Raw genomic sequence first — 19,235 nt, 5'->3', positions numbered from 1 at the left:
GTGACTTTTTAAAAAGTTAATAAGCGTTGAGGTTGCCAATCAAGCAGCGCCAGCGGTGAACTTCATCGCGACGCCGTTCATGCAATAGCGCAGACCGGTCGGCTTAGGTCCATCGTCGAACACGTGGCCCAGATGTCCACCGCAGCGGCGGCAATGCACTTCGGTGCGCAAGACGCCGAACGAGCCGTCCTGCCGCGTGGCAATAGCGTGATCGAGCGGCGCCCAGAAGCTCGGCCATCCGGTGTGACTTTCGAATTTGGTGCTTGAAGAGAACACCGCAAGGGCACAACCCGCGCACGAGAAAGTGCCGGCCCGATGCTCGCCATTCAACGGACTCGTGTAGGGCCGCTCGGTGCCTTCGCGACGCAGGACGTCGTATTGCATGGAATCGAGCATGCGACGCCATTCGTCGTCGCTATGCGTGATTTCGAACTTCTCTTGCGGCGAGGGCGCGGCCAGCGCACGCAGACGGCCCGTCAAGGCAAACGCGGCTGCGGCAGCGGTGCCCGTCAGCAGAAAGCGGCGGCGGTCTAGCATGATGTCTTTTCCTTCGCTCGATCAGATGAGCCCCATCTTAGGCGTGCGCGGCTTACCGAGTCCTCACCGAAAGTTAAATTAAATGTGATACTTGGCCGCGCCGCTTTTCTGCACAATATCCGGGCTAGCGCTTTAATTCTTTTGAATTTCCTCATGGACCAGCCTAAACGCATTCTGATCGTGGAAGACGACATGCATATCGCCGATGTGCTGAGCCTGCATCTGCGCGACGAGCGCTATGAGGTCGTGCATTCCGCGGATGGCGCCGAGGGCTTGCGCTTGCTCGAACAAGGCGGGTGGGATGCGTTGATTCTCGATCTGATGCTGCCCGGCGTGGATGGCCTCGAAATTTGCCGGCGTGCGCGCGCCATGACGCGCTATACCCCGATCATCATTACTAGCGCGCGTTCCAGCGAGGTGCATCGCATTCTCGGTCTCGAACTCGGTGCGGACGATTATCTTGCCAAGCCTTTTTCGGTGCTTGAACTGGTGGCGCGAGTGAAGGCGCTTTTGCGTCGAGTGGATGCAGTCGCCAAGAATTCGCGCCTGGATACAGGCCGTCTCGAAGTCGCGGGTATCGCTATCGATCCGCTTGCGCGCGAAGCGTGGGTAGATGAGGTGCGCATAGAACTGACACCACGCGAATTCGATTTGCTTTATTACTTCGCCCAGCATCCCGGTAAAGTATTTTCCCGCATGGATCTGCTCAATGCGGTTTGGGGTTATGCGCATGAAGGCTATGAGCACACGGTCAATACGCATATCAACCGCTTGCGCGCCAAGGTCGAAAAAGATGCCACCGAGCCTGCCCGGATCGTGACCGTCTGGGGACGCGGATACAAACTCGCGACGGACAGCGCATCGTGAAGTTCATGAAGCTCACCCTATCGCAACGGCTTTTCGCTGTGTTCTGCGTGCTGCTGCTTGCATGCTGCGGCGCATCGGCATGGTTGCAGATTCGCGCAAGCGATTTGCGCGAGAAGGAAGTCATTCAGAGCCTGTCGCGCGGGCTCGCTGCGCATATCGCCCACGATGGCGCGCTCATGGACGCAGGCGATATCGACGCGCCCGCCGTGCGCCGTCTCTTCAGCCAGTTGATGGTGGTGAACCCGAGCGTCGAAGTCTACCTGCTCGACAACGAAGGCCGCGTTCGTGCCGACGATGCGCCTCCCGGTCATCTGAAGCGCGATCGTGTCGATCTTGCGCCCGTGCATCGTCTGATCAATGGCGCGCCGCTCCCTATTCTGGGCGACGATCCACGCAGCATCGACAAGCGCAAAGTCTTTAGCGCCGCGCCGCTTGCCACGCCCGACAAGCCGCCTTTCGGTTATGTCTATGTGGTTTTGCTTGGCGAAGAGCACGACGAGCTTGCGGCGAAAGCCTCGGCGAGCGCGGTCTTGCGCACCACGCTTCTGTCCATGGGACTCGTGACCTTGCTCGGACTCGTTGCGGGCGTGATCGCTTTCGGGCTCATTACGCGTCCGTTGCGCCGCTTAACCGATGCCATGCGCAGGTTCGATGCAAGCGGGGCATCGGCCGAGCCATCGCCTGTACTGTCGCACGTGGCGGCACGCGAGAACGAGCGGGACGAAATCGTGGTGCTCGAAAGCGCCTTTGCCCAAATGGCCGCGCGCATTGGCGAACAATGGCGCGAATTGCAGCGGCAGGATCGTGAAAGACGCGAACTCGTCGTCAATATTTCACATGACTTGCGCACGCCGCTTTCTTCCTTGCATGGCTACTTGGAAACGCTTTCGCTCAAGGCCGATGTTCTTGCCGACACGGACCGCCGCCGTTATCTGTCGATCGCACTTGCGCAAAGCGCGAAGGTCGGGCATCTCGCGCAATCGCTTTTTGAACTAGCGCGGCTTGAACACGGCATGGTGCATCCCGAAGCGGAGTCGTTCTCGCTCGCCGATCTGCTGCAAGATGTGTTCGAGAAATTCGAACTGCCCGCCGATGCGCGCAAAGTGCGACTCGATGCGCATATCGAGCCGCGCCTGCCCAATGTATCGGCTGATCTTGGCATGATCGAGCGAATCTTCACGAATTTGCTCGACAACGCGATTCATCACACGCCGGAAGGCGGTACGGTCACGGTTAGGCTTGCACATTCAAACGGCCACGTGGAAGTCACGGTAAGCGATACAGGTCCCGGCATTCCAGCCGACGTGCGCGGCGTGCTCTTTCAGCGCGCTTTCGCTTCGGGAGGCAGGCATCGCGGCGGATTTGGCTTGCTGATCGTGCAGCGCATGCTTCAGTTGCATGGCAGCCAGATTCGACTCATCGATTTGGATCAAGCGGGCGCGGCGTTTAGCTTCGAGCTTCCCGCAAGCAGTGCCAGGAGCGGCGAGCATGCTCCGCAGTTGCCCGACCCATCGAATAAAAACGCTTAAAAAAGAGCCCGGCATCGCTGCCGGGCCAAATGGGACGGTCATCACCTACGCTCTTAAGCCTGAAGCAAAGCGCTTTGAGCGTTGCCCGGTTTGACCATCCGCGTGGACCTTGCTTGACTGAACGTGTTTCGTGATGGTTTTAGCCCGGAACCCTTAAACCATCCTTAAGATCGCCTGCGGCGGTTGACATTGGTTACGTTTTTAGTCAGGTGATTTTCTAAAGCAGACCCCCGGCCTTCGTCTTATTCCCCGCATAATCATGAACCTTGGCGCACGCGTCTAAGATGCAGCAAGCAAAACATTCCGGATGACATTTTCGTGTAAGCCATTGGTACTTTCCTCGGCAAAAGTTTTCTTGGTATTCGACAATATGTTTGCTAGCATGTACTGCATCTGCATGTTTAAACTAGCGCTCCGAGTCTCAAAGCGGTCACCCGTTACCTTATTAAGTCTTTTTTGCGCCTGATTTTCTTTAGGCGCATTGGCAATCGACAACGTTGTGCTTTCCATCTAGATCTTTGGCAACGGGCACGCACACTATGGGATATTGCGTGTCAAGCTTATTTCCGTAAGCCAGTGCAAATGCCTGCATGGTATTTTTTCGCCGTTCTAATCGCGAAAAAATGCGGCCCGAAGTGAATGCCGCGCGTTTTCTTGGCTTAAAGAATGATTTTCAGGCAAAGGTTCGCCATTCTCGATAGCTCGAATAATGGCGGCGAAATCTTGCGCTTGCGATCCGCGCAACAGACAGGGAGGGCATGTGGAAACCGAACTGAGTCTACGGCTTGCGAGAGCTTTGCGGCGCTGCGCGTCGCATGGCTGTGTATTTCCCTATCAACGCTTTCACGCGTTATGCGGTAAAGGCTTACCGCTCGCAGAACGCTACGCCGCGCTTGAAACGGCCATAAGCGCCCTGGCCGATCTAAGGGATATGGACTACGGCGTGCTTATGGCGCTTGATTGCGGCCTGCCCGGCGCTGAGTTTTTCCAGCGTTATCTCAGGCATCGATACAGCGAGTACGTCACCTTGATGGGCGACCCGAAGTATCAGCGACAAACGCTCGCGCGCAAACGGGCGCTGGTTGCGCGTGAACGCGAGCGCGTTTTCGAACATGCGCGAGCAATCGAGGAAAAAGGCGAGAAGCAGGCTATCGCAGCCTGAAACAAGCGGCTCGATTTACTCAGGCTTCGACAGTTTCGTCGAGGCCTGCTTTCATCAGCACCCAGTCGCGAAAGCATTTCACCTTTTCGACATTGCGCTCGGTTACGCGATAGGAAAGGAAGTGCGTTTCTCTCGCAAGCGGCGCGAAGATGCCTGCCCCGAGTTCAATCAAATCGCCACGCGCAAGCTCGCGTTCGGCGAGCCGTGTCGTTTCCAGCGCGACACCCATGCCATCCGCCGCCGCCGATATCGCGAGTGCGGCACGGTCGAACGATGGTCTCGGCCCGCGCGGCATTTCCAGTTCGTTCAATGCAAACCATCCCGGCCAGGTCACGCGGCTAAGTTGCGAGTCGATGAGCGTCAGCTTGCGGATCTGCTCGGCAACGGGCACGTCGTCGCGCACGAGCGCAGGCGAACAAAGCGGCACGATGCGCTCCGCTCCGAGCGCGCGCGTGATCACACCGGGACGCTCATGCGCGAAGCCATAGGAGATCGCGACATCGACTTCACGCACGCGCGCGAGATCGGCCGGCTCCGCATCCGATGACAGGCGAATGGTCACCATCGGATGCTCGCTCATGAACTCGGGCAGACGGGGCGCGAGCCACTTCGCCGCGAAGCTCGGCGCGCAGTGCACGGCTAGCACTTGCGCCTGGGGTTCGAGCGCGACCTCACCACACGCGGCCTCGATCACATCGAACACGCGTCCAAGGCTCTCATGAAGCCGGCGTCCTTCGGAGGTCGTCTCGACCCGCCGGTTGCGTCGATGAAAAAGCGGCCTGCCGAAGTACTGCTCCAGCTCCTTCACCTGATGGCTGATGGCCGATTGCGTGAGGTGCAGTTCGCTTGCGGCAAGCGTGAAGCTCTCCAGCCGCGCGGCCGCCTCGAATGCGCGCAAGAGAACGAAGTTGGGGATGCGCCTCATGGCAATTCCTTATGCATGAATGCGTGTCATGGTTCTATGAACAGGCATCGTTTGTCTTTCGTTGTGCGCGCCACGAACATGGAAGCCGTCGAGACATATCCATAACGGTCGTTCAAGGCCACGACACCGGCAAGAGGCACGCGATGCATGCGACGCCGCACCTGCCCCACATCGGAGACACAACAATGAGTTCCCATAGTCCGGTTGCGTACCTGGCGGGCGACGAATCGTCCACCTATGCAAAGGTGACATGGCGCCTGCTGCCATTTCTTTTCGTGTGTTATCTCTGCGCTTATCTCGATCGCATCAACGTGAGCTTTGCCAAGCTGCAGATGCTCAATGATCTGCATTTCAGCGAAGCGGTCTATGGAGCCGGGGCGGGCGTATTCTTTATCGGCTATCTTCTGTTCGAAGTACCAAGTAATCTGATCCTCTTGCGCGTAGGCGCTCGACGCTGGATTGCGCGCATCATGGTGACGTGGGGCGTCATCTCCGCCGGCATGATGTTCGTGACCAGCCCGACGAGCTTCTACATCATGCGCTTTTTGCTCGGTGTGGCCGAAGCTGGCTTCATTCCAGCCATCCTGCTCTACCTCACGTACTGGTTTCCGGCCTCGCGGCGCAGCAAGGTGACCGCGCTCTTCATGACTGGCATTCCGATGTCGGGCGTCGTTGGCGGACCGCTGTCGGGCTGGATCATGAGTCATATGGGCGGCATGCACGGTATCGCGGGATGGCAATGGCTCTTTCTGCTCGAAGGCATTCCGACCGCGCTCTTTGGCATCATCGCGTTCTTTTATCTCGACGATAAAGTCGCCGATGCAAAGTGGCTCAGTGACTCGCAAAAGGCCATGCTCGAAGCGAATCTTCGCGATGAGAAGCCCGCACATGCACTGCATTCCGTGAAGGATGGCCTCTTGCATCCCAAGGTGCTGCTGCTGAGCGTGACTTACTTTTTCTTCACGATGGGCCTCTACGGCGTGAGCTTCTGGCTGCCGACGCTCGTCAAGGCAAGCGGCGTTTCCGATCCGCTCAACATCGGTCTTCTGACGGCAATTCCATATGCGGCCGGCGCCATCGCCATGCTGGCAGTCGGTCATAGCTCGGACAAGCTCGGCGAGCGTCGCTGGCATCTGGCGGGCGCGGGCATTGTCGGCGCAATCGGTCTGTATTTCAGCGTGGTGTATGCGCACTCGACCTTCTTCGGCATGATCGCGCTCACGATTGCGACCATGGGCGTGGTCACGACCATCTCGCAGTTCTGGGTCTTGCCGCCCGCGATTCTCAGCGGCGGTGCGGCAGCCGCAGGGCTCGCGCTTGCCAACTCGGTGGGCAGCATCTCGGGTGTCGTGAGCCCGTGGCTGATCGGCATCATCCAGACGCATTCGGGTTCGACCGGCAATGGTGTGCTCGGTCTTGCGGTAAGTTGCGTGATAGGCGCCCTTATGGTCTTTACGATACCGGCTGCGTTGGTGAATAGCCGCCGTCGCACGGACCGATGAAAGCAGTTCAACACGAAAATTCCTGCAAATGCAGGGCTTTCTCGCGCGATGCCGATTCATGTTCACGTTGCTTCCGCCTGCCTCTGTTCATTCAGTACAAGACCCAGACGCTCGACCAGATTCTTGCGCGCGTTCGCGGTATGAAGATCCGTGAGTTCGGATGCGCGTTGCGCGTCGCCTTCCGCGATTGCCGCCGCAATGGCAGCGTGCTCATCCCAGATCGACTTGCGCTGTCCCGATGCCTGCAAGACCGCGCCCATCACGCGACGCAGATGTACCCAATGCATCTGCGCAGTATCGGCGATCAGCGGATTGCCCGAGGCTTCGTAGATGGCGCCATGAAACGCCATGTCCGCATCGATCATCGCCTTGACATCGTCGCTTTTCGACGCGCGCCGGCCGTTCGCGATCAGCGACTTGTCGAGCTTCGCTCCACGTTCCGCCGCGAGGCGTGCGGCAAGCGAATCCAGTGCACCGCGAATCTCGTAGAGATGGCTGATCCACGCGGGATCGAGTGGGGTGACGAGCAGACCGCGACCGGGTGCGTCCTGCACGAGCCCATCTTTTTTTAGGAGCCGCAGCGCCTGCAGCACGGGTGAACGCGATACGGCGAGTTGCTCGGCGATCTCTTCCTGCGTGATGCGCGTACCAGGCGCGAGCGAGCCGGAACTGATGGCATCGAGCAAGACCTTATAAACCTCGTCCACGTAGTCCGTGCGGGCCTGAAGCTTGAGAAGTTTGGCGGGCATGATGTCGAGCTCAATCTCTGGATACAGAATACGACAAGGTTACAGCCCGCCAGTGCGGCGGTCAACGAACGAAGCCACGCATGCTAGTCCACATTCGCGTTTACCCATAGAGACAACGCAGCAGTCCGTCGTTAATCTTTGTATACAGAGTACGGAGTTCGGTAACCGAAGTCCGGACTTCAACCATCAAAAGCAGCGGACCATATCCATCCCCACATCAGGACGAGACTCTCCATGACGATCAAATCAGACAAGCTGGAAGGGCAGAAGAGCAGTGGCGGCGCCACGCCCGCCGTCAAGAAGCTGATTCCCTTCGGCGGGTACTACACAAGCAAGGTGCCGGGCCACGATCCGGAGTTGACCGAGACCGGTCCCGGCACGCCGATGGGCGAGTACATGCGCGCGTTTTGGCATCCCATCTGCATGTCGATCGAACTGACCGATACTCCGCGTTACCTGAAAATACTCAACGAAGAACTCGTGGCGTTCCGTGACGGCAGCGGAAGGATTGGTGTGCTGCACGCGCATTGCGTGCATCGCGGCGCATCGCTCGAGTACGGTGCCATTCAAGAACACGGCATCATGTGCTGCTATCACGGCATGGTGTTCGATGTGGATGGCGCGTGTCTTCACGTACCGTTCCCTAAGGGCGAAGAAAAAGAGGCCGAGAAGTATGCCTGTTCGATTCGTCAAGGCGCTTATAAAGCCGTCGAACGTAACGGCCTGGTGTTCGCTTATATGGGGCCACCCGAGAACGTGCCGCCGTTCCCTGAATGGGAAGGCGACTACACGGTGCTGCCCGGCGATGAACTCGTCCCCTACAGCAACTTCCAGCATTGCAACTGGCTGCAAGTGCAGGACAACGCCGCCGACAACTATCACCCGACCGCGCTGCATGCGGCCAAGAACGTCGTCAATGGCAACTTCCAGGGCACGACGTTCGATGAAGTCGGCGCGGCCTCGATGGAAGTCGCTCCCGATATGCATTTTCAACCGGTGCAGCAAGGCCGAAGCCTCGCTTGTGCGGGCGCGCGCCGCGTGAACAAGGATCGGCTCTTCGTGCGTGTGCAGCATCAGGTGCTGCCGAACTTGAGTCTGCACGCATATACGTCGGAGGACGGTTCGAAGAAGAAGCTCTTTAGCCGCTTTCATATCGTGCGCTGGACCGTGCCTGTCGACGATCAAAACAGCAAGATGATCGGCTGGCGCGTGATGGGTCCGGGCATCGACACACGCGGTGTGGGCAAGAAGGAAATGGTCGGCTACGAGTCGATCGACTTTCTCGAAGGGCAAGTCGCCATGCGTCGTCCAGAGCGCTTTGGCAAGTACAAGATCGAAGATATCGTACCGATTCCGCCGAACCATCGCGAGCGCGAGACTTATAAGGAAGCGCAATACGCACCGGGCGATTACGAAGCGATCATTTCGCAGCGGCCCATTGCCGTGCACGCGCTCGAGAATCCGACGAAGTTCGATGCGGGCCTCTTCCTCTTCCGCAAGATGTTGCGCGATGCGGTGCGCGGTTCGAACCCGGCGGCATCTGCGCAGAATTTCGCCGATTGGTTTCGCGAGAACGCCGGCTCGCCCAACAGCTTCTGCTCGGGCAACGTGTTCGAAATTCCCGAGGGCAAGACCGTTGAAGAAGAAGTCACGCGTCGTCGCGCCGTCACCAAGAAGATCGTCGCCATTCTCGCGCAGAGCGAGACGATGAAGGGTGATGAGCGCGCTAACTTCGTGCGGCAAAGCTTCGAGGAACTCGAGCAATCGATGAAGCAATAGCGGCATATGGCGAAGGCGCTTTGACCAATGCCGAGCGCTTTCGCAAGCCCGCCGCTCATCGATCGAGGAGACGCAACCATGTCGACACAACCCATATCAACCGACCGCCAGGCACAGACGCTGCAATTGATGGTGCGACAAGTCCGCTTCGAAGGACGCGGCATCAACTCCTATGAGTTCGTCGACCCTGAGGGACATGCATTGCCGCCGTTCACGGCTGGCGCGCATCTGGACATCCATCTTGCAGGCGGCGTGATCCGTCAGTATTCCATCTGCAATGCGCCGCGCGAACGGCATCGCTATGTGATTGCCGTTCTGCGCGATGAGCGCGGACGCGGTGGCTCGAAAGCACTGCACGAGCAACTGCGCGTACAGGACATCGTGAAGGTGAGTCTTCCGCGCAATAACTTTAGTCTCGTCGATGGCGCGCGTCGCGTGTTACTGATCGCAGGCGGTATCGGCGTCACGCCGCTCAAGGCGATGGCGCATGAACTGGACGACGCCGGCATCGACTACGAGATGCATTACTGCACCAGGGACGCAAGCTGCGCCGCGTTTGCCGACGAGTTCGAATCGATGCGCGCAAGCGGAAAGCTGCACCTGCATTTCGATGGCGGCGACCCGGCCACGGGCCTCGATCTGCGCCGGTTGCTCGACGCGCCGCGCGAAGGCGAGCATGTGTATTACTGCGGCCCAGGCGGCTTCATGAAGGCATGCGCCGATGCCGCCGGACACTGGCCCACCGGCACGGTGCACTTCGAGCATTTCAAGGCGCCGGAGCGCAATCTCGACGATGAAGCCGCCAACGATGCACTTGACAGTTTCACCGTGCGCATTGCGAGTACGGGACAAGAGATCGAGGTATCTAAGGAAGAAAGCATTGCAGACGCGTTGGCACTGGCAGGCGTACCGATTGAAACCTCTTGTTGCGCAGGTCTATGCGGCACCTGCAAAGTGCGCTATCTCGAAGGCGAAGTCGAACACAACGACTGCATTCTCGGCGACGACGAAAAGACCGAATTTCTCACGGCGTGTGTATCGCGTGCGACGAGCAGGGTGCTGGTGCTGGATCTTTAGCAAGCGCTTGAACCACCACGAAGGGCAGACAAAGAAATTTGTCTGCCCTTTTTCTTTGCGAGCGTCTAATCCATCCACGCGTAAACCCGCTTGCCTCAAGTTTTTTTTAGTGGAAGACTTGCCTCCCATCTGCCGCGTCGGATACGTGTCCGATATATCGGACAAGCCTCAAACGGATTTTCCTCTTGCGAGATGCACACATGAAACTTGTTAGAGAAAGCGCGCGCTTTGCTCGTTGGGTTGCAATTGCCGGCCTTGTCGCGTTGGCGGCCTGTTCGAAAGTCGAAGCACCAGCGCAGGATGGGGCGGCAAGCTCAACGCTTAAGACCGTTTTGCAACGCGGCACCTTGCGCGTAGGCGATTGCTTGAGCTTTGCGCCCTTCGGTTTCTATAACAAGGACGGCCAGCCGGACGGCTACGACGTCGATCTCGCTAAGGAACTCGCTAAACAAATGGGCGTAAAGCTCGAAGTGGTCAACACCACCAGCGCCAACCGCATTCCAAATCTGCAGACGAGTAAGGTGGATGTCGTGTTCTGCAATTTCACTCGCAATCTCGAACGGGCCAAGGAAATTGCCTTTACCAATCCGTACGTGGTGGCGAGTGAAGCGCTGCTGGTCAAGAAATCGAGCGGGATCAAATCCATCAAGGACATGAGCAACCGCACGATTGCCACCGTCAAAGGCTCGACCAACGGCGACGAAGTGCGCTCACTCAACATGCAGGTGAAGATTCAGGAATTCGACAGCTCGCAAGCCGCCATTCTCGCCGTCAAGCAAGGCCAGGCTGACGCGATGATCGAAGACAACAACTTTCTCGCATACCAGGCATCGCTCGATCAGGAACTTACCGTCACTGACGAAGCCCTCGTGCCGCTTGAATACAACGCGTTCGGCGTCAAGGCCGGCGATCAGGTCTGGCTCAACTATCTGAACCTGTTCCTGTTCCAGATCAACGCGTCCAAGCAGAACGCGCAGCTCTATAAAAAATGGTTTGGGCAAGAGCCGCGTTTCCCGCTCCACCCGCAATATTAATTTAACCGTGACGCCGGTTGCGTGACGTCCAACGTGAGGAAAAATCATGGGCTATGAATGGTTGACGCTTGCTGGCTATTTCAGCGACTTCCTGCATGCCGCATGGCTCACGCTGCAAATCACGCTGCTGGCGTTCATTCTTGCGATGGCGCTCGGTCTTTTGACGGCGCTTGCAAGCGGGTCCAAGAGCCGCGTGCTGCGCGGAATCGCAAGCGTTTATATCGAAGTCATCCGCAACACGCCGGTCCTGCTGCAGATATTCATCGTGTTCTTCGGCTTGCCGTCCCTTGGCATTACGCTCGATGCTTATACAGCAGGCGTGATCGCACTAGGGGTGAACGTAGGCGCTTATCTGGCGGAAGTGTTTCGGGCGGGCATCCAGTCGGTGCCCAAGGGTCAGCTCGAAGCGGCATCGATTCTCGGACTAGAGCGCTCGCAGATCTTCACGCAAGTGGTCTTGCCGCAAGCGGCACGCGCTGTTTATCCGGCTATCGTCAACAACCTAATCCAGCTTTTGCTCGGCACGTCGCTGCTTTCCGCGATTGCACTGCCCGAGTTGAGCGGTACGGCGACCGTCATCAATTCGCGCACGCTGCTTTACGTACAGACTTTCACGGTCACGCTTCTTGCCTATCTCGTGCTCAGCAACCTGCTTTCCTGGGCTGCAGGGCAGATTGGCTTGAGGCTCTTTCATCCGCCGCTCGTCATCAGGAAGCCTTCGCGCCGATCGTTCATGCTGCGCCGTCCTGCCGCGCGCACTTAATCGGAGAGCGAGACATGTCGAGCGATTTATTGACGACGAGCCTGTCGATCCTTTTGCAAGGGCTCTTGATGACGCTGGCCTTGTCGGCCGCGTCGATCGTGGGCGGTACGGTAATCGGTCTTCTGGCCGCCGTGCTTCGTTCTTTCGGGCCTTGGGGCACCGACAAGATTGCAAGGCTCTACACCGAACTCTTCCGCGGCACGCCAGTGCTCATCACACTGATGTTCATCTATTTCGGCGTGTCCTACTTCGGCTATGCCATCGATGTCTTTGCCGCCGGAGTCGTCGGCTTGAGCGTTTATCAAGGCGCGTATATCGCCGAAGTATTTCGCTCAGGCATCGAGGCGGTCCCTAAAGGACAGTGGGAAGTCTCGCAGATTCTCGGTCTCTCCAAAGCGCAAGCGTTCTTCTCCGTAGTCTTGCCGCAGACCGGCCGGATCGTTTTGCCACCGCTGGTCGGGCAATATCTCTCGCTTATCAAGGACACGTCGATCGTTAGCATGATCGGCATGTCGGAGTTGATGCACGGCGGCCAGGCGATCGTCGATCGCGTGGGCAAGCCAGTCGAGATTTATGGCCTCGTCGCCATACTGTATTTCATCGTGTGCTTTCCGCTGTCGCAGTGGGTGCGCCGTCACGACCGTAGAAGGAGCGTGCTGTCATGAGTGAAGCGTCGATCATCAACCTCGCGGGCGTGAGCAAGTCGTTCGGTGCCACGCAAGTGCTGCGGGAAATCAATCTCGATGTGAGGCTCGGAGAAGTGCTTGTCTTGATCGGCGCATCGGGCTCGGGCAAGAGCACCGTGTTGCGTATCATGAGCGGCCTTGAAACCGCGGATGCGGGCGAAGTGTGGGTCAACCAGGTGCCGCTGCACGATGCACGTCGCGCTAAAGAAATTCGCGGACATGTGGGCATGGTGTTTCAGCAGTTCAATCTGTTCCCGCACAAGACCGCGCTCGGCAATGTCACGCTTGCACTCATCAAGGCGCGCAAAATGAGTCCCGCCGATGCCAAGAAGCGCGCCATGGATGCGCTCGACCGTGTTGGCCTCGCCGATCGTGCGACGCATTATCCGAGTCAATTGTCGGGCGGCCAGCAACAACGCGTTGCCATTGCACGCGCACTCGCCGTTGAGCCAGGCATCATGTTCTTCGACGAGGCGACTTCCGCGCTCGATCCGGAACTCGTCGGCGAAGTGACCGAAGTCATGCGCGGACTGGCGCGCGATGGCATGACGATGGTCGTGGTCACGCACGAAATGGGTTTTGCGCGCAAGACGGCGGATCGTGTGGTGTTCATGGACAAGGGCGTGATTACAGAGCAGGGCGCACCCGAGCAAATCTTCGTGAATCCGCAGAACGAACGCACGCGGCAGTTTCTGCATCGCGTGCTGGATCATTGAGCGGAGCCCGGCCGATGTCGACAGTGGAAACGTCGCGTGCGCGCGGGGTGGATCGGGTCGTGGCGATCATGAAGCAATTGCATCTAGCTCGCAGGCCGCTCGCGATGCGCGAATTGATCGAAGCGACTGGCGCGCCGCGTTCGAGCATCTACGAACTGGTCGCAATTTTAAGCGAGGCGGGTCTACTGGAAGCGGGCCCCGACGGCAGCATCTTCTTTGGCCGGGAGATGCATTACTACGGCTCCGATTACGCGGTGCACAACGATCTGATCAGCCGCGCGCATCAGTCCATTCTCGCGCTCGTGCGCAGCCACGACGAGACCGCGCAACTGTGCATGCTCGAAGGCGACAAATACACGGTCGTGCTTTCAGAAAACAGTTCTCGACCTTTCAATATCAGTTCGGATATTGGCGTCAAGGTCCCCATTCCCTGGACGGCATCGGGCAGGCTGCTGCTGGGTCATTTGAGCGGCGACGCAATTCGCGCGCTCATTCCTGATGAAGACTTCGTTCTGGACAACGGCAAGCGAGTAGATTTCACAGACTTCCTCACCGATGTGGAACGCGCAAGGGAGCAGGGCTTCTGCTGCACGACAGGCTTGTCGCATACGTTTCGCTATTGCATGGCCGCGCCCGTTCGCGATCGTTCCGGTTTGGCCGTCGCGGCGCTCTGCTTCATGACGAGTCGCGACACCGATCCAGAGAAACGCGATCTCATGCTTGACGACCTCATTCGCTCTGCACGCGCCTTATCGCAACCTCATAGGCGGGGATGATTCGCCGCTTTGCGAAAAGCCAAAAGCCAAAAGCCAAAAGCCAAAAGCCAAAAGCCAAAAAAATATAAGCAAACCCTAAAAAGCTCTGTGCGATGCCGCGCGGATTGTTTGCAGTTAAGCGCATTTGCCAGACAAGACATCATGCACCCCATGCAATGATCGCCAATAGATAGTCCGTTTGAACAAAATTCGCGTCGGCACATCGCAAGTGCTAAGCGGGCTTAATATAATTGGTGACAAGTAACCCTCGCTGCATGGCGGCGCAAAGCCCGGAGAGAAGCTTTGCGCAACGCCCGACTAGGACTAGCTGGAGTCCCGTGTCGATGGGAATAGCACTTGCTGCCCGTTCCCTTTGTGCCTGCAGTTGTCCAAGCATAATAATGACGCATGCAGGCTGGCGGTTTCGAAGGCACTCCTTGCTTACGTCTGAACACCGCCAAAGACGAGGAAAATACAAATGAGACCGGTGGTTTTCGGCAAAAGATTCGGATGGCTGCACGCAGGCGCCGGCACGCGCGGCGTCGTTCTCTGCAACACCTATGGCCACGAATATGTATGGACTTATAGCGGCCTGCGTCACCTGGCAGACGCTCTTGCGGCCCGCGGCTTGTGGGTCTTGCGCTTCGACTATCTCGGCACGGGGGATTCAGCCGATCTAGAAGCAGGACAAGATCTGTTCGATTCGGCGGTGGATGACATCGGTTCAGCCGTCGATTTCCTCAAGGAACAGACGGGTATCGAACACGTCACGCTAGCGGGCTTTCGGGTCGGTGCCGCGTTCGCTTTGGCTGCGGCGCTCAAGCGTCCCGTCGACGATCTCGCCTTGCTTGCGCCAGTCGTGAGCGGACGCACCTATATCCGCGAACTCGGCGCGGTGCGCAAGACCTGGCTCGACCAGCTCGCACCGCCCCTTCGCGAAGCGCAACCCAAGACTGGTCCGCTCAACGTGCTGGGTCAGGTTTATGACAATGCCTTCAGAGCCCGGCTGGAAAAGATCGATCTCGCGTCGCAAGTGAAAAGTGCGGCTGATGCGCCCGCCAATCGCGTATTGCTGATGCACGCACGAACGAGCTCGAAAGACCCGCTGCTGGATGCGCTCAGTGGGCTTGGCGTCGATACGCAGACACAACCCTTTGAAGATTTGCTTGGCTTCATTCAAGAGTCGGCATTCACGGTATTGCCCAAGGCTGCTTTGGCAACGGCCACTGAGTGGATTGCAAACGGCGCGCTCGAAGCAGGCCCCGTTAATACATCGGCTGCGGCACATGACGTGTGGCCAGATCTCGTCATCGAAACGCCGGAGGCTGTCGAGCGTCCCGTGCGAATGGACGAACAAGGACTCGTAGGCGTGCTGTGCGAGCCGCGTCATGGTGCAGCGCGTGGCCCTGTGTTTGTCATGACGAATACGGCGGCGAGTTCACGCGTAGGCGATAGCCGGCTTTCCGTGCGGATTGCACGCGAGCTAGCATCACGTGGTATTGCTTCATTGCGGTTCGATGCACGCGGCCGTGGCGACAGTCCGCTTCCTTCGGGCGATGTGCAGTCAGACACGCCCTTCGGCAGAATCTATAACGTGGTCGCAACCGAAGACACTGGCGTCGCCGCGCGTTGGTTGTCCCGGCAAGGCTACAAGACGATTTATGCGTTCGGCATTTGTTCAGGTGCGTATCACGCTTTGAAGGCAGCGGTCAGCGAGAGCGTTATTACCGGCGTGATTTCGGTGAATATCCCTACGTTCAAGCGTCCCGAGGACAAAACGCCCGAAGCGTTGCGCGAATCCACACGCAACTCCATGGCGGGTTATGCGTTCTCCATGCTCGATCCGCAGAAGTGGAAAGCCATTTTGCGCGGCGATAAGAATCTGCTTCGCGTAATGGGCTTTATCGGCGGCTACATGCTCACGCGTGCGCGTTCACGTGTCGTCGATGTATTGAGGCTCGACAGCCTGAGCAAAACGCCGCCCGAGCAGGCCACTACACCCATGCCGATCATTCGCGCGCTCGACGCTAGAGGCGTGAACACGGTGCTGGTCTACGGCGCCTACGATGCGGGCCTGGACTTGCTCGCCGCGCATTGCGGCAAGCTGGGCGCCCGACTCAAGCGGCTTCGTTCAGTGCGTGTCGCAACTTACGCCGATGTCGATCATTCGTTGTTCAATGCCGCGAGTCTTCCGCAAGTGATCGCGTTGTGCGAGTCGGTTATCACGCAGACGAACGTGCAGACCGAAGTTCCAGGCGTGTCGCAACAGCGAAACCATAGCAGCGCACTGACCGATCAACGCGTTTGATGCTTCTGCCTATAAGCGACAAGTAGTGCACGCACGCGTTCTGCAAGGTCGTCGACGGGGCCATCCACGATTGCTCCGTCGATCACCTCTTCAATGGGCAGCGCGCGGACAGGGCCGGGCCCAGCACCGAGTTCCTCACGCCAGCGCGTGAACTGCGCAGTCGAACTCGCATAGACGATTCGCCCAAGCCCCACCCATGCATGCGCCGCCGAACACATCGGACAATGCTCGCCCGATGTGTAGACCACGGCATTCTTGCGCGCGGGCTCGCTCATATTTTCCGCAGCCCACTTTGCAATAGCGAACTCAGGATGCAAGGTCTTGTCGCCCGTGCTGATGCGGTTACGATCCTCAAAGAGCACGTGACCGTCGCTCGCCACCAGTAGAGAACCAAAGGGTTCATCGCCTTGGTCGAGCGCTTCTTTAGCCAGTTCGATGCATCGTTCGAGATGTTTCCTGTCCACGCTATCTATCATTCGACCTCTCCGTTGTTTGCTCGCCTTCTTGCACATTGAACACGCCTCAATAAACCGGATTCAAGCATTCGTACCGACCGCCGTTAAGAAGAAAACAGGCCTTTTCTTCATATCATTAGGGTCGTAACTCGATTTCGCTTTGCGGCGGTTTGCCGGGGTGCAGGTGATGAACGTTTCATGTTTCCTAGCGGTATGGCTAATGGTGTTCAGCCTTGCCAGTGGCGCGCGCGCGGCTACGTCGCCGCTCAATTACACCACGTCCTGGATAGGCAACACTTTCGGCTTCGGCGATGGCAAGTGGATGCAGCAGGACATACAAGCCATCCGCGTTGCACCGGAAGGAACCGTCTATACCAATAGTCCGTGGGATGAAAGCGGCGCCGAGATCGCGGCGTATCGCAATGGCGACCGCATCGCGGTGGCGGGCGCGACGCATGGTTGGGGCGCGGCGGGCGGCGACGCCATTGCATCGAACAGCACATACCTCTATGCGGCGATGTCCATCGGCAATCAAGGCGGTGGCCTCGTCGGCGCGGATTATCCGCCCAACGGTTATACGTGGTTCGGCATTACGCGACGCACGATCGCCAACATCGCCAAGGGCGCGTCTTTTACGGGCGGCGCCGGCAACAGCGCGAATGCTACCAAGAACAGTTTCCTGATCGTGGCGACTGTGCCGGCCGGAACGGACGCGGGCATTCGCGGCCTGGCCGCTAACGATAGCGAGCTTTTTGTTTCCGACGCGTCGAGCAATCAGATCGTCGTGTTCGATGCCAACACGATGAGGCGTAATCGCGCGTTCAACGTGACATCACCGGGACGCATGGCACTCGATATAGACGGCACGCTTTGGGTCATTACAGGCACGTTCAACGGACACCCCGCCATTGCACATTATTCGACGACGGGCGCGCTACTTGGCGGCGTGCCGATACTCCCGATAGGAACGGTACCCGCGGATATCGCGGTCACTCCATCGGGTGATCTTTATATCGCAGATAACGGCGTGGGCCAGCAGATCTTGCCTTTCCGAAAAAACGCAGCGCTAGCTGCGATCGGCACGCTCAAGGGCGTGAATCATGCGACCGCTGGCACGATCGAAGCAGGGCGCTTCAACTCGGTCACGGGTATCGGTTTCGATCAGGCCGGCAATCTGTACGTTGGACAAAATGGCGAAGGTCCGCGAGCTCTGAACTCTGCCTCGGTGGGAACGGGCGCGGTGCTGCAGGCTTTCAAAGGCGTCACACGTTCTGTTACATGGGAACTGGACGGTCTCGTGTTCGTCGATGGCGCGAGCTTCGATCCCGGCGCGCCGAACACCATCTATACCGGCTCGAAAGTCTTTACGATGGACTGGAGCAAGGCGCCCGGCAAGCAATGGACGTACACGGCGCATACCGTGGACCGCTTCACTTTTCCTGATGACCCTTCGATTCACATCGGACGCGCGGTGCGTGGCCAGCCGATGGTACGGCGCCTGAACGGCAACCGGCCGTATCTATTCACGCTCGATCCATATTCGCATCAGCTCTATGTGCATCGCTTCGACGCCGCGCACGGTTATACGGCAATACCATCGGTCATGTTCGCCGAGTCCTATATTTCAGGCGGTTTTCCAGCGAATCAACCGGCCTATGGCGAATGGATGTGGCGCGACATCAATGGCGATGGCCATCTCGACACGAGCGAATTCATAGGCAATCCATCGACGGGGAGTCTGATAGGCAACAGCTTCATCTGGGTCGATTCCCTTGGCAACGTATGGTTCGGTACCCCGACGAGCGGCATACGAGAAATGCCGCTGCAGGGCTTCGATGCCTTGGGCAATCCGCTTTACACCTATACATCGGCGAAGACTTATACGATGCCAGCGCCTTTCACGCGCATTGGCCGAGTGCTTTACGTGCCTGAGACCGACACGATGTATATCTCGGGCTTCACGCAAACCATTCCCTATGATGCCGCGCGCTGGAAAGAGGCCGGCCCATATCTCGCGCGTTACGACAACTGGACTCGCGGGCCGCGCGTCATGACCTATCTCATCGCGCTGCCTTGGGACACGACGGCCAACCCCGTAATCACGCCCGTTGGACTTGCGACAGCGGGCAATTACCTCTTTGTTGCGGGCCTCTTCACGCAGAAGGTTTATGTGTACGACGCGCGCACCGGCGCACACGTTGGCTGCATGTCACCGGGCGCGAACGTAGGCTGGGCTAGCGGCTATGTCGATGTGGAACTGGGTATCAGCGCCACGCTAAGGGCCAATGGTGAATACGACATTCTCGTGGAAGACGATGCCCGCGCCAAGATTCTGATGTACCAGTGGAAGCCATGAATTCTTGGCGCAGTGCAACGCGCCAACAAGTTAGA

18 protein-coding genes are annotated in these 19,235 nt (G+C 58.2%); 13 read left to right on the top strand and 5 right to left on the bottom strand.

Features of this window, described 5'->3' with window-relative positions:
• Window positions 1–39: 39 nt before the first annotated feature.
• Window positions 40–537 (bottom strand): peptide-methionine (R)-S-oxide reductase MsrB, encoded by a 498-nt coding sequence (gene msrB, locus ACYQ47_RS03330; protein WP_244829658.1) that lies wholly within the window; start codon window positions 535–537, stop codon window positions 40–42.
• 153 nt (window positions 538–690) lie between these two features.
• Between msrB and ACYQ47_RS03325 the strand changes: the two genes are divergently transcribed.
• Window positions 691–1,404 (top strand): response regulator transcription factor, encoded by a 714-nt coding sequence (locus ACYQ47_RS03325; RefSeq protein WP_459904451.1) that lies wholly within the window; start codon window positions 691–693, stop codon window positions 1,402–1,404.
• Between the two features lie 5 nt (window positions 1,405–1,409).
• Entirely contained in the window at window positions 1,410–2,933 is a 1,524-nt protein-coding gene (locus tag ACYQ47_RS03320; RefSeq protein ID WP_459904449.1) for a sensor histidine kinase, read from the top strand.
• A gap of 279 nt (window positions 2,934–3,212) precedes the next feature.
• On the opposite strand, the gene ACYQ47_RS03315 is transcribed toward ACYQ47_RS03320, so the two are convergent.
• Window positions 3,213–3,443 (bottom strand): hypothetical protein, encoded by a 231-nt coding sequence (locus ACYQ47_RS03315; protein ID WP_459904448.1) that lies wholly within the window; start codon window positions 3,441–3,443, stop codon window positions 3,213–3,215.
• 439 nt (window positions 3,444–3,882) lie between these two features.
• Between ACYQ47_RS03315 and ACYQ47_RS03310 the strand changes: the two genes are divergently transcribed.
• Window positions 3,883–4,095: a hypothetical protein gene (locus ACYQ47_RS03310; protein ID WP_459904447.1), complete on the top strand. Its 213-nt coding sequence runs from the start codon at window positions 3,883–3,885 to the stop codon at window positions 4,093–4,095.
• A gap of 19 nt (window positions 4,096–4,114) precedes the next feature.
• Here the strand turns inward: ACYQ47_RS03310 and ACYQ47_RS03305 are convergent, their stop codons facing one another.
• On the bottom strand, window positions 4,115–5,020 hold the full coding sequence (locus ACYQ47_RS03305) for a LysR substrate-binding domain-containing protein (RefSeq protein WP_250467058.1): 906 nt from the start codon (window positions 5,018–5,020) through the stop codon (window positions 4,115–4,117).
• 185 nt (window positions 5,021–5,205) lie between these two features.
• On the opposite strand from ACYQ47_RS03305, the gene ACYQ47_RS03300 reads away from it, so the two are divergent.
• Window positions 5,206–6,522 (top strand): MFS transporter, encoded by a 1,317-nt coding sequence (locus tag ACYQ47_RS03300; RefSeq protein ID WP_244829664.1) that lies wholly within the window; start codon window positions 5,206–5,208, stop codon window positions 6,520–6,522.
• 62 nt (window positions 6,523–6,584) lie between these two features.
• On the opposite strand, the gene ACYQ47_RS03295 is transcribed toward ACYQ47_RS03300, so the two are convergent.
• A complete protein-coding gene (locus tag ACYQ47_RS03295) occupies window positions 6,585–7,271 on the bottom strand; it encodes a GntR family transcriptional regulator (RefSeq protein ID WP_244829665.1) in 687 nt (228 codons plus the stop codon).
• Window positions 7,272–7,505: 234 nt separating this feature from the next.
• Here ACYQ47_RS03295 and ACYQ47_RS03290 point away from each other — a divergent pair, with 234 nt between their 5' ends.
• The 8 genes from ACYQ47_RS03290 to ACYQ47_RS03255 all read left to right on the top strand — a co-directional run bounded on the left by ACYQ47_RS03290 (window position 7,506) and on the right by ACYQ47_RS03255 (window position 16,389).
• Window positions 7,506–9,050, top strand: coding sequence for a Rieske 2Fe-2S domain-containing protein (locus ACYQ47_RS03290; protein ID WP_459904446.1), 1,545 nt, complete (start codon window positions 7,506–7,508; stop codon window positions 9,048–9,050).
• Window positions 9,051–9,128: 78 nt separating this feature from the next.
• Entirely contained in the window at window positions 9,129–10,127 is a 999-nt protein-coding gene (locus tag ACYQ47_RS03285) for a PDR/VanB family oxidoreductase (protein WP_250467053.1), read from the top strand.
• Window positions 10,128–10,327: 200 nt separating this feature from the next.
• Complete coding sequence (locus ACYQ47_RS03280) at window positions 10,328–11,161, top strand: ABC transporter substrate-binding protein (protein WP_309960346.1); 834 nt, start codon at window positions 10,328–10,330, stop codon at window positions 11,159–11,161.
• A 46-nt stretch (window positions 11,162–11,207) separates the two neighbouring features.
• Window positions 11,208–11,924, top strand: a complete 717-nt coding sequence (locus ACYQ47_RS03275; RefSeq protein ID WP_244829669.1) for an amino acid ABC transporter permease — start codon at window positions 11,208–11,210, stop codon at window positions 11,922–11,924.
• Between the two features lie 14 nt (window positions 11,925–11,938).
• Entirely contained in the window at window positions 11,939–12,589 is a 651-nt protein-coding gene (locus tag ACYQ47_RS03270; protein ID WP_244829670.1) for an amino acid ABC transporter permease, read from the top strand.
• Window positions 12,586–13,326 (top strand): amino acid ABC transporter ATP-binding protein, encoded by a 741-nt coding sequence (locus ACYQ47_RS03265; RefSeq protein WP_309960348.1) that lies wholly within the window; start codon window positions 12,586–12,588, stop codon window positions 13,324–13,326. Before ACYQ47_RS03270 ends, ACYQ47_RS03265 begins: the two co-directional genes overlap by 4 nt.
• Window positions 13,327–13,340: 14 nt before the next feature.
• Window positions 13,341–14,102 carry an IclR family transcriptional regulator gene (locus tag ACYQ47_RS03260; protein ID WP_310393284.1) on the top strand — a complete coding sequence of 254 codons (762 nt, stop codon included), beginning with the start codon at window positions 13,341–13,343 and terminating at the stop codon, window positions 14,100–14,102.
• Between the two features lie 457 nt (window positions 14,103–14,559).
• Entirely contained in the window at window positions 14,560–16,389 is a 1,830-nt protein-coding gene (locus ACYQ47_RS03255; protein ID WP_459904445.1) for a serine aminopeptidase domain-containing protein, read from the top strand.
• Here ACYQ47_RS03255 and ACYQ47_RS03250 read toward each other — a convergent pair.
• Window positions 16,377–16,865, bottom strand: coding sequence for a nucleoside deaminase (locus ACYQ47_RS03250; protein ID WP_459904444.1), 489 nt, complete (start codon window positions 16,863–16,865; stop codon window positions 16,377–16,379). The genes ACYQ47_RS03255 and ACYQ47_RS03250 overlap by 13 nt on opposite strands.
• A gap of 166 nt (window positions 16,866–17,031) precedes the next feature.
• On the opposite strand from ACYQ47_RS03250, the gene ACYQ47_RS03245 reads away from it, so the two are divergent.
• The gene (locus tag ACYQ47_RS03245; RefSeq protein ID WP_459904443.1) at window positions 17,032–19,200 is read left to right on the top strand and encodes an NHL repeat-containing protein; all 2,169 of its coding nucleotides are present in this window, start codon (window positions 17,032–17,034) and stop codon (window positions 19,198–19,200) included.
• Window positions 19,201–19,235 lie beyond the last annotated feature (35 nt).

The organism is Caballeronia sp. HLA56 (assembly GCF_054655155.1).
Note: the sequence above shows the minus strand (reverse complement) of the source record. Positions and strands in the feature narration are given on the sequence as shown.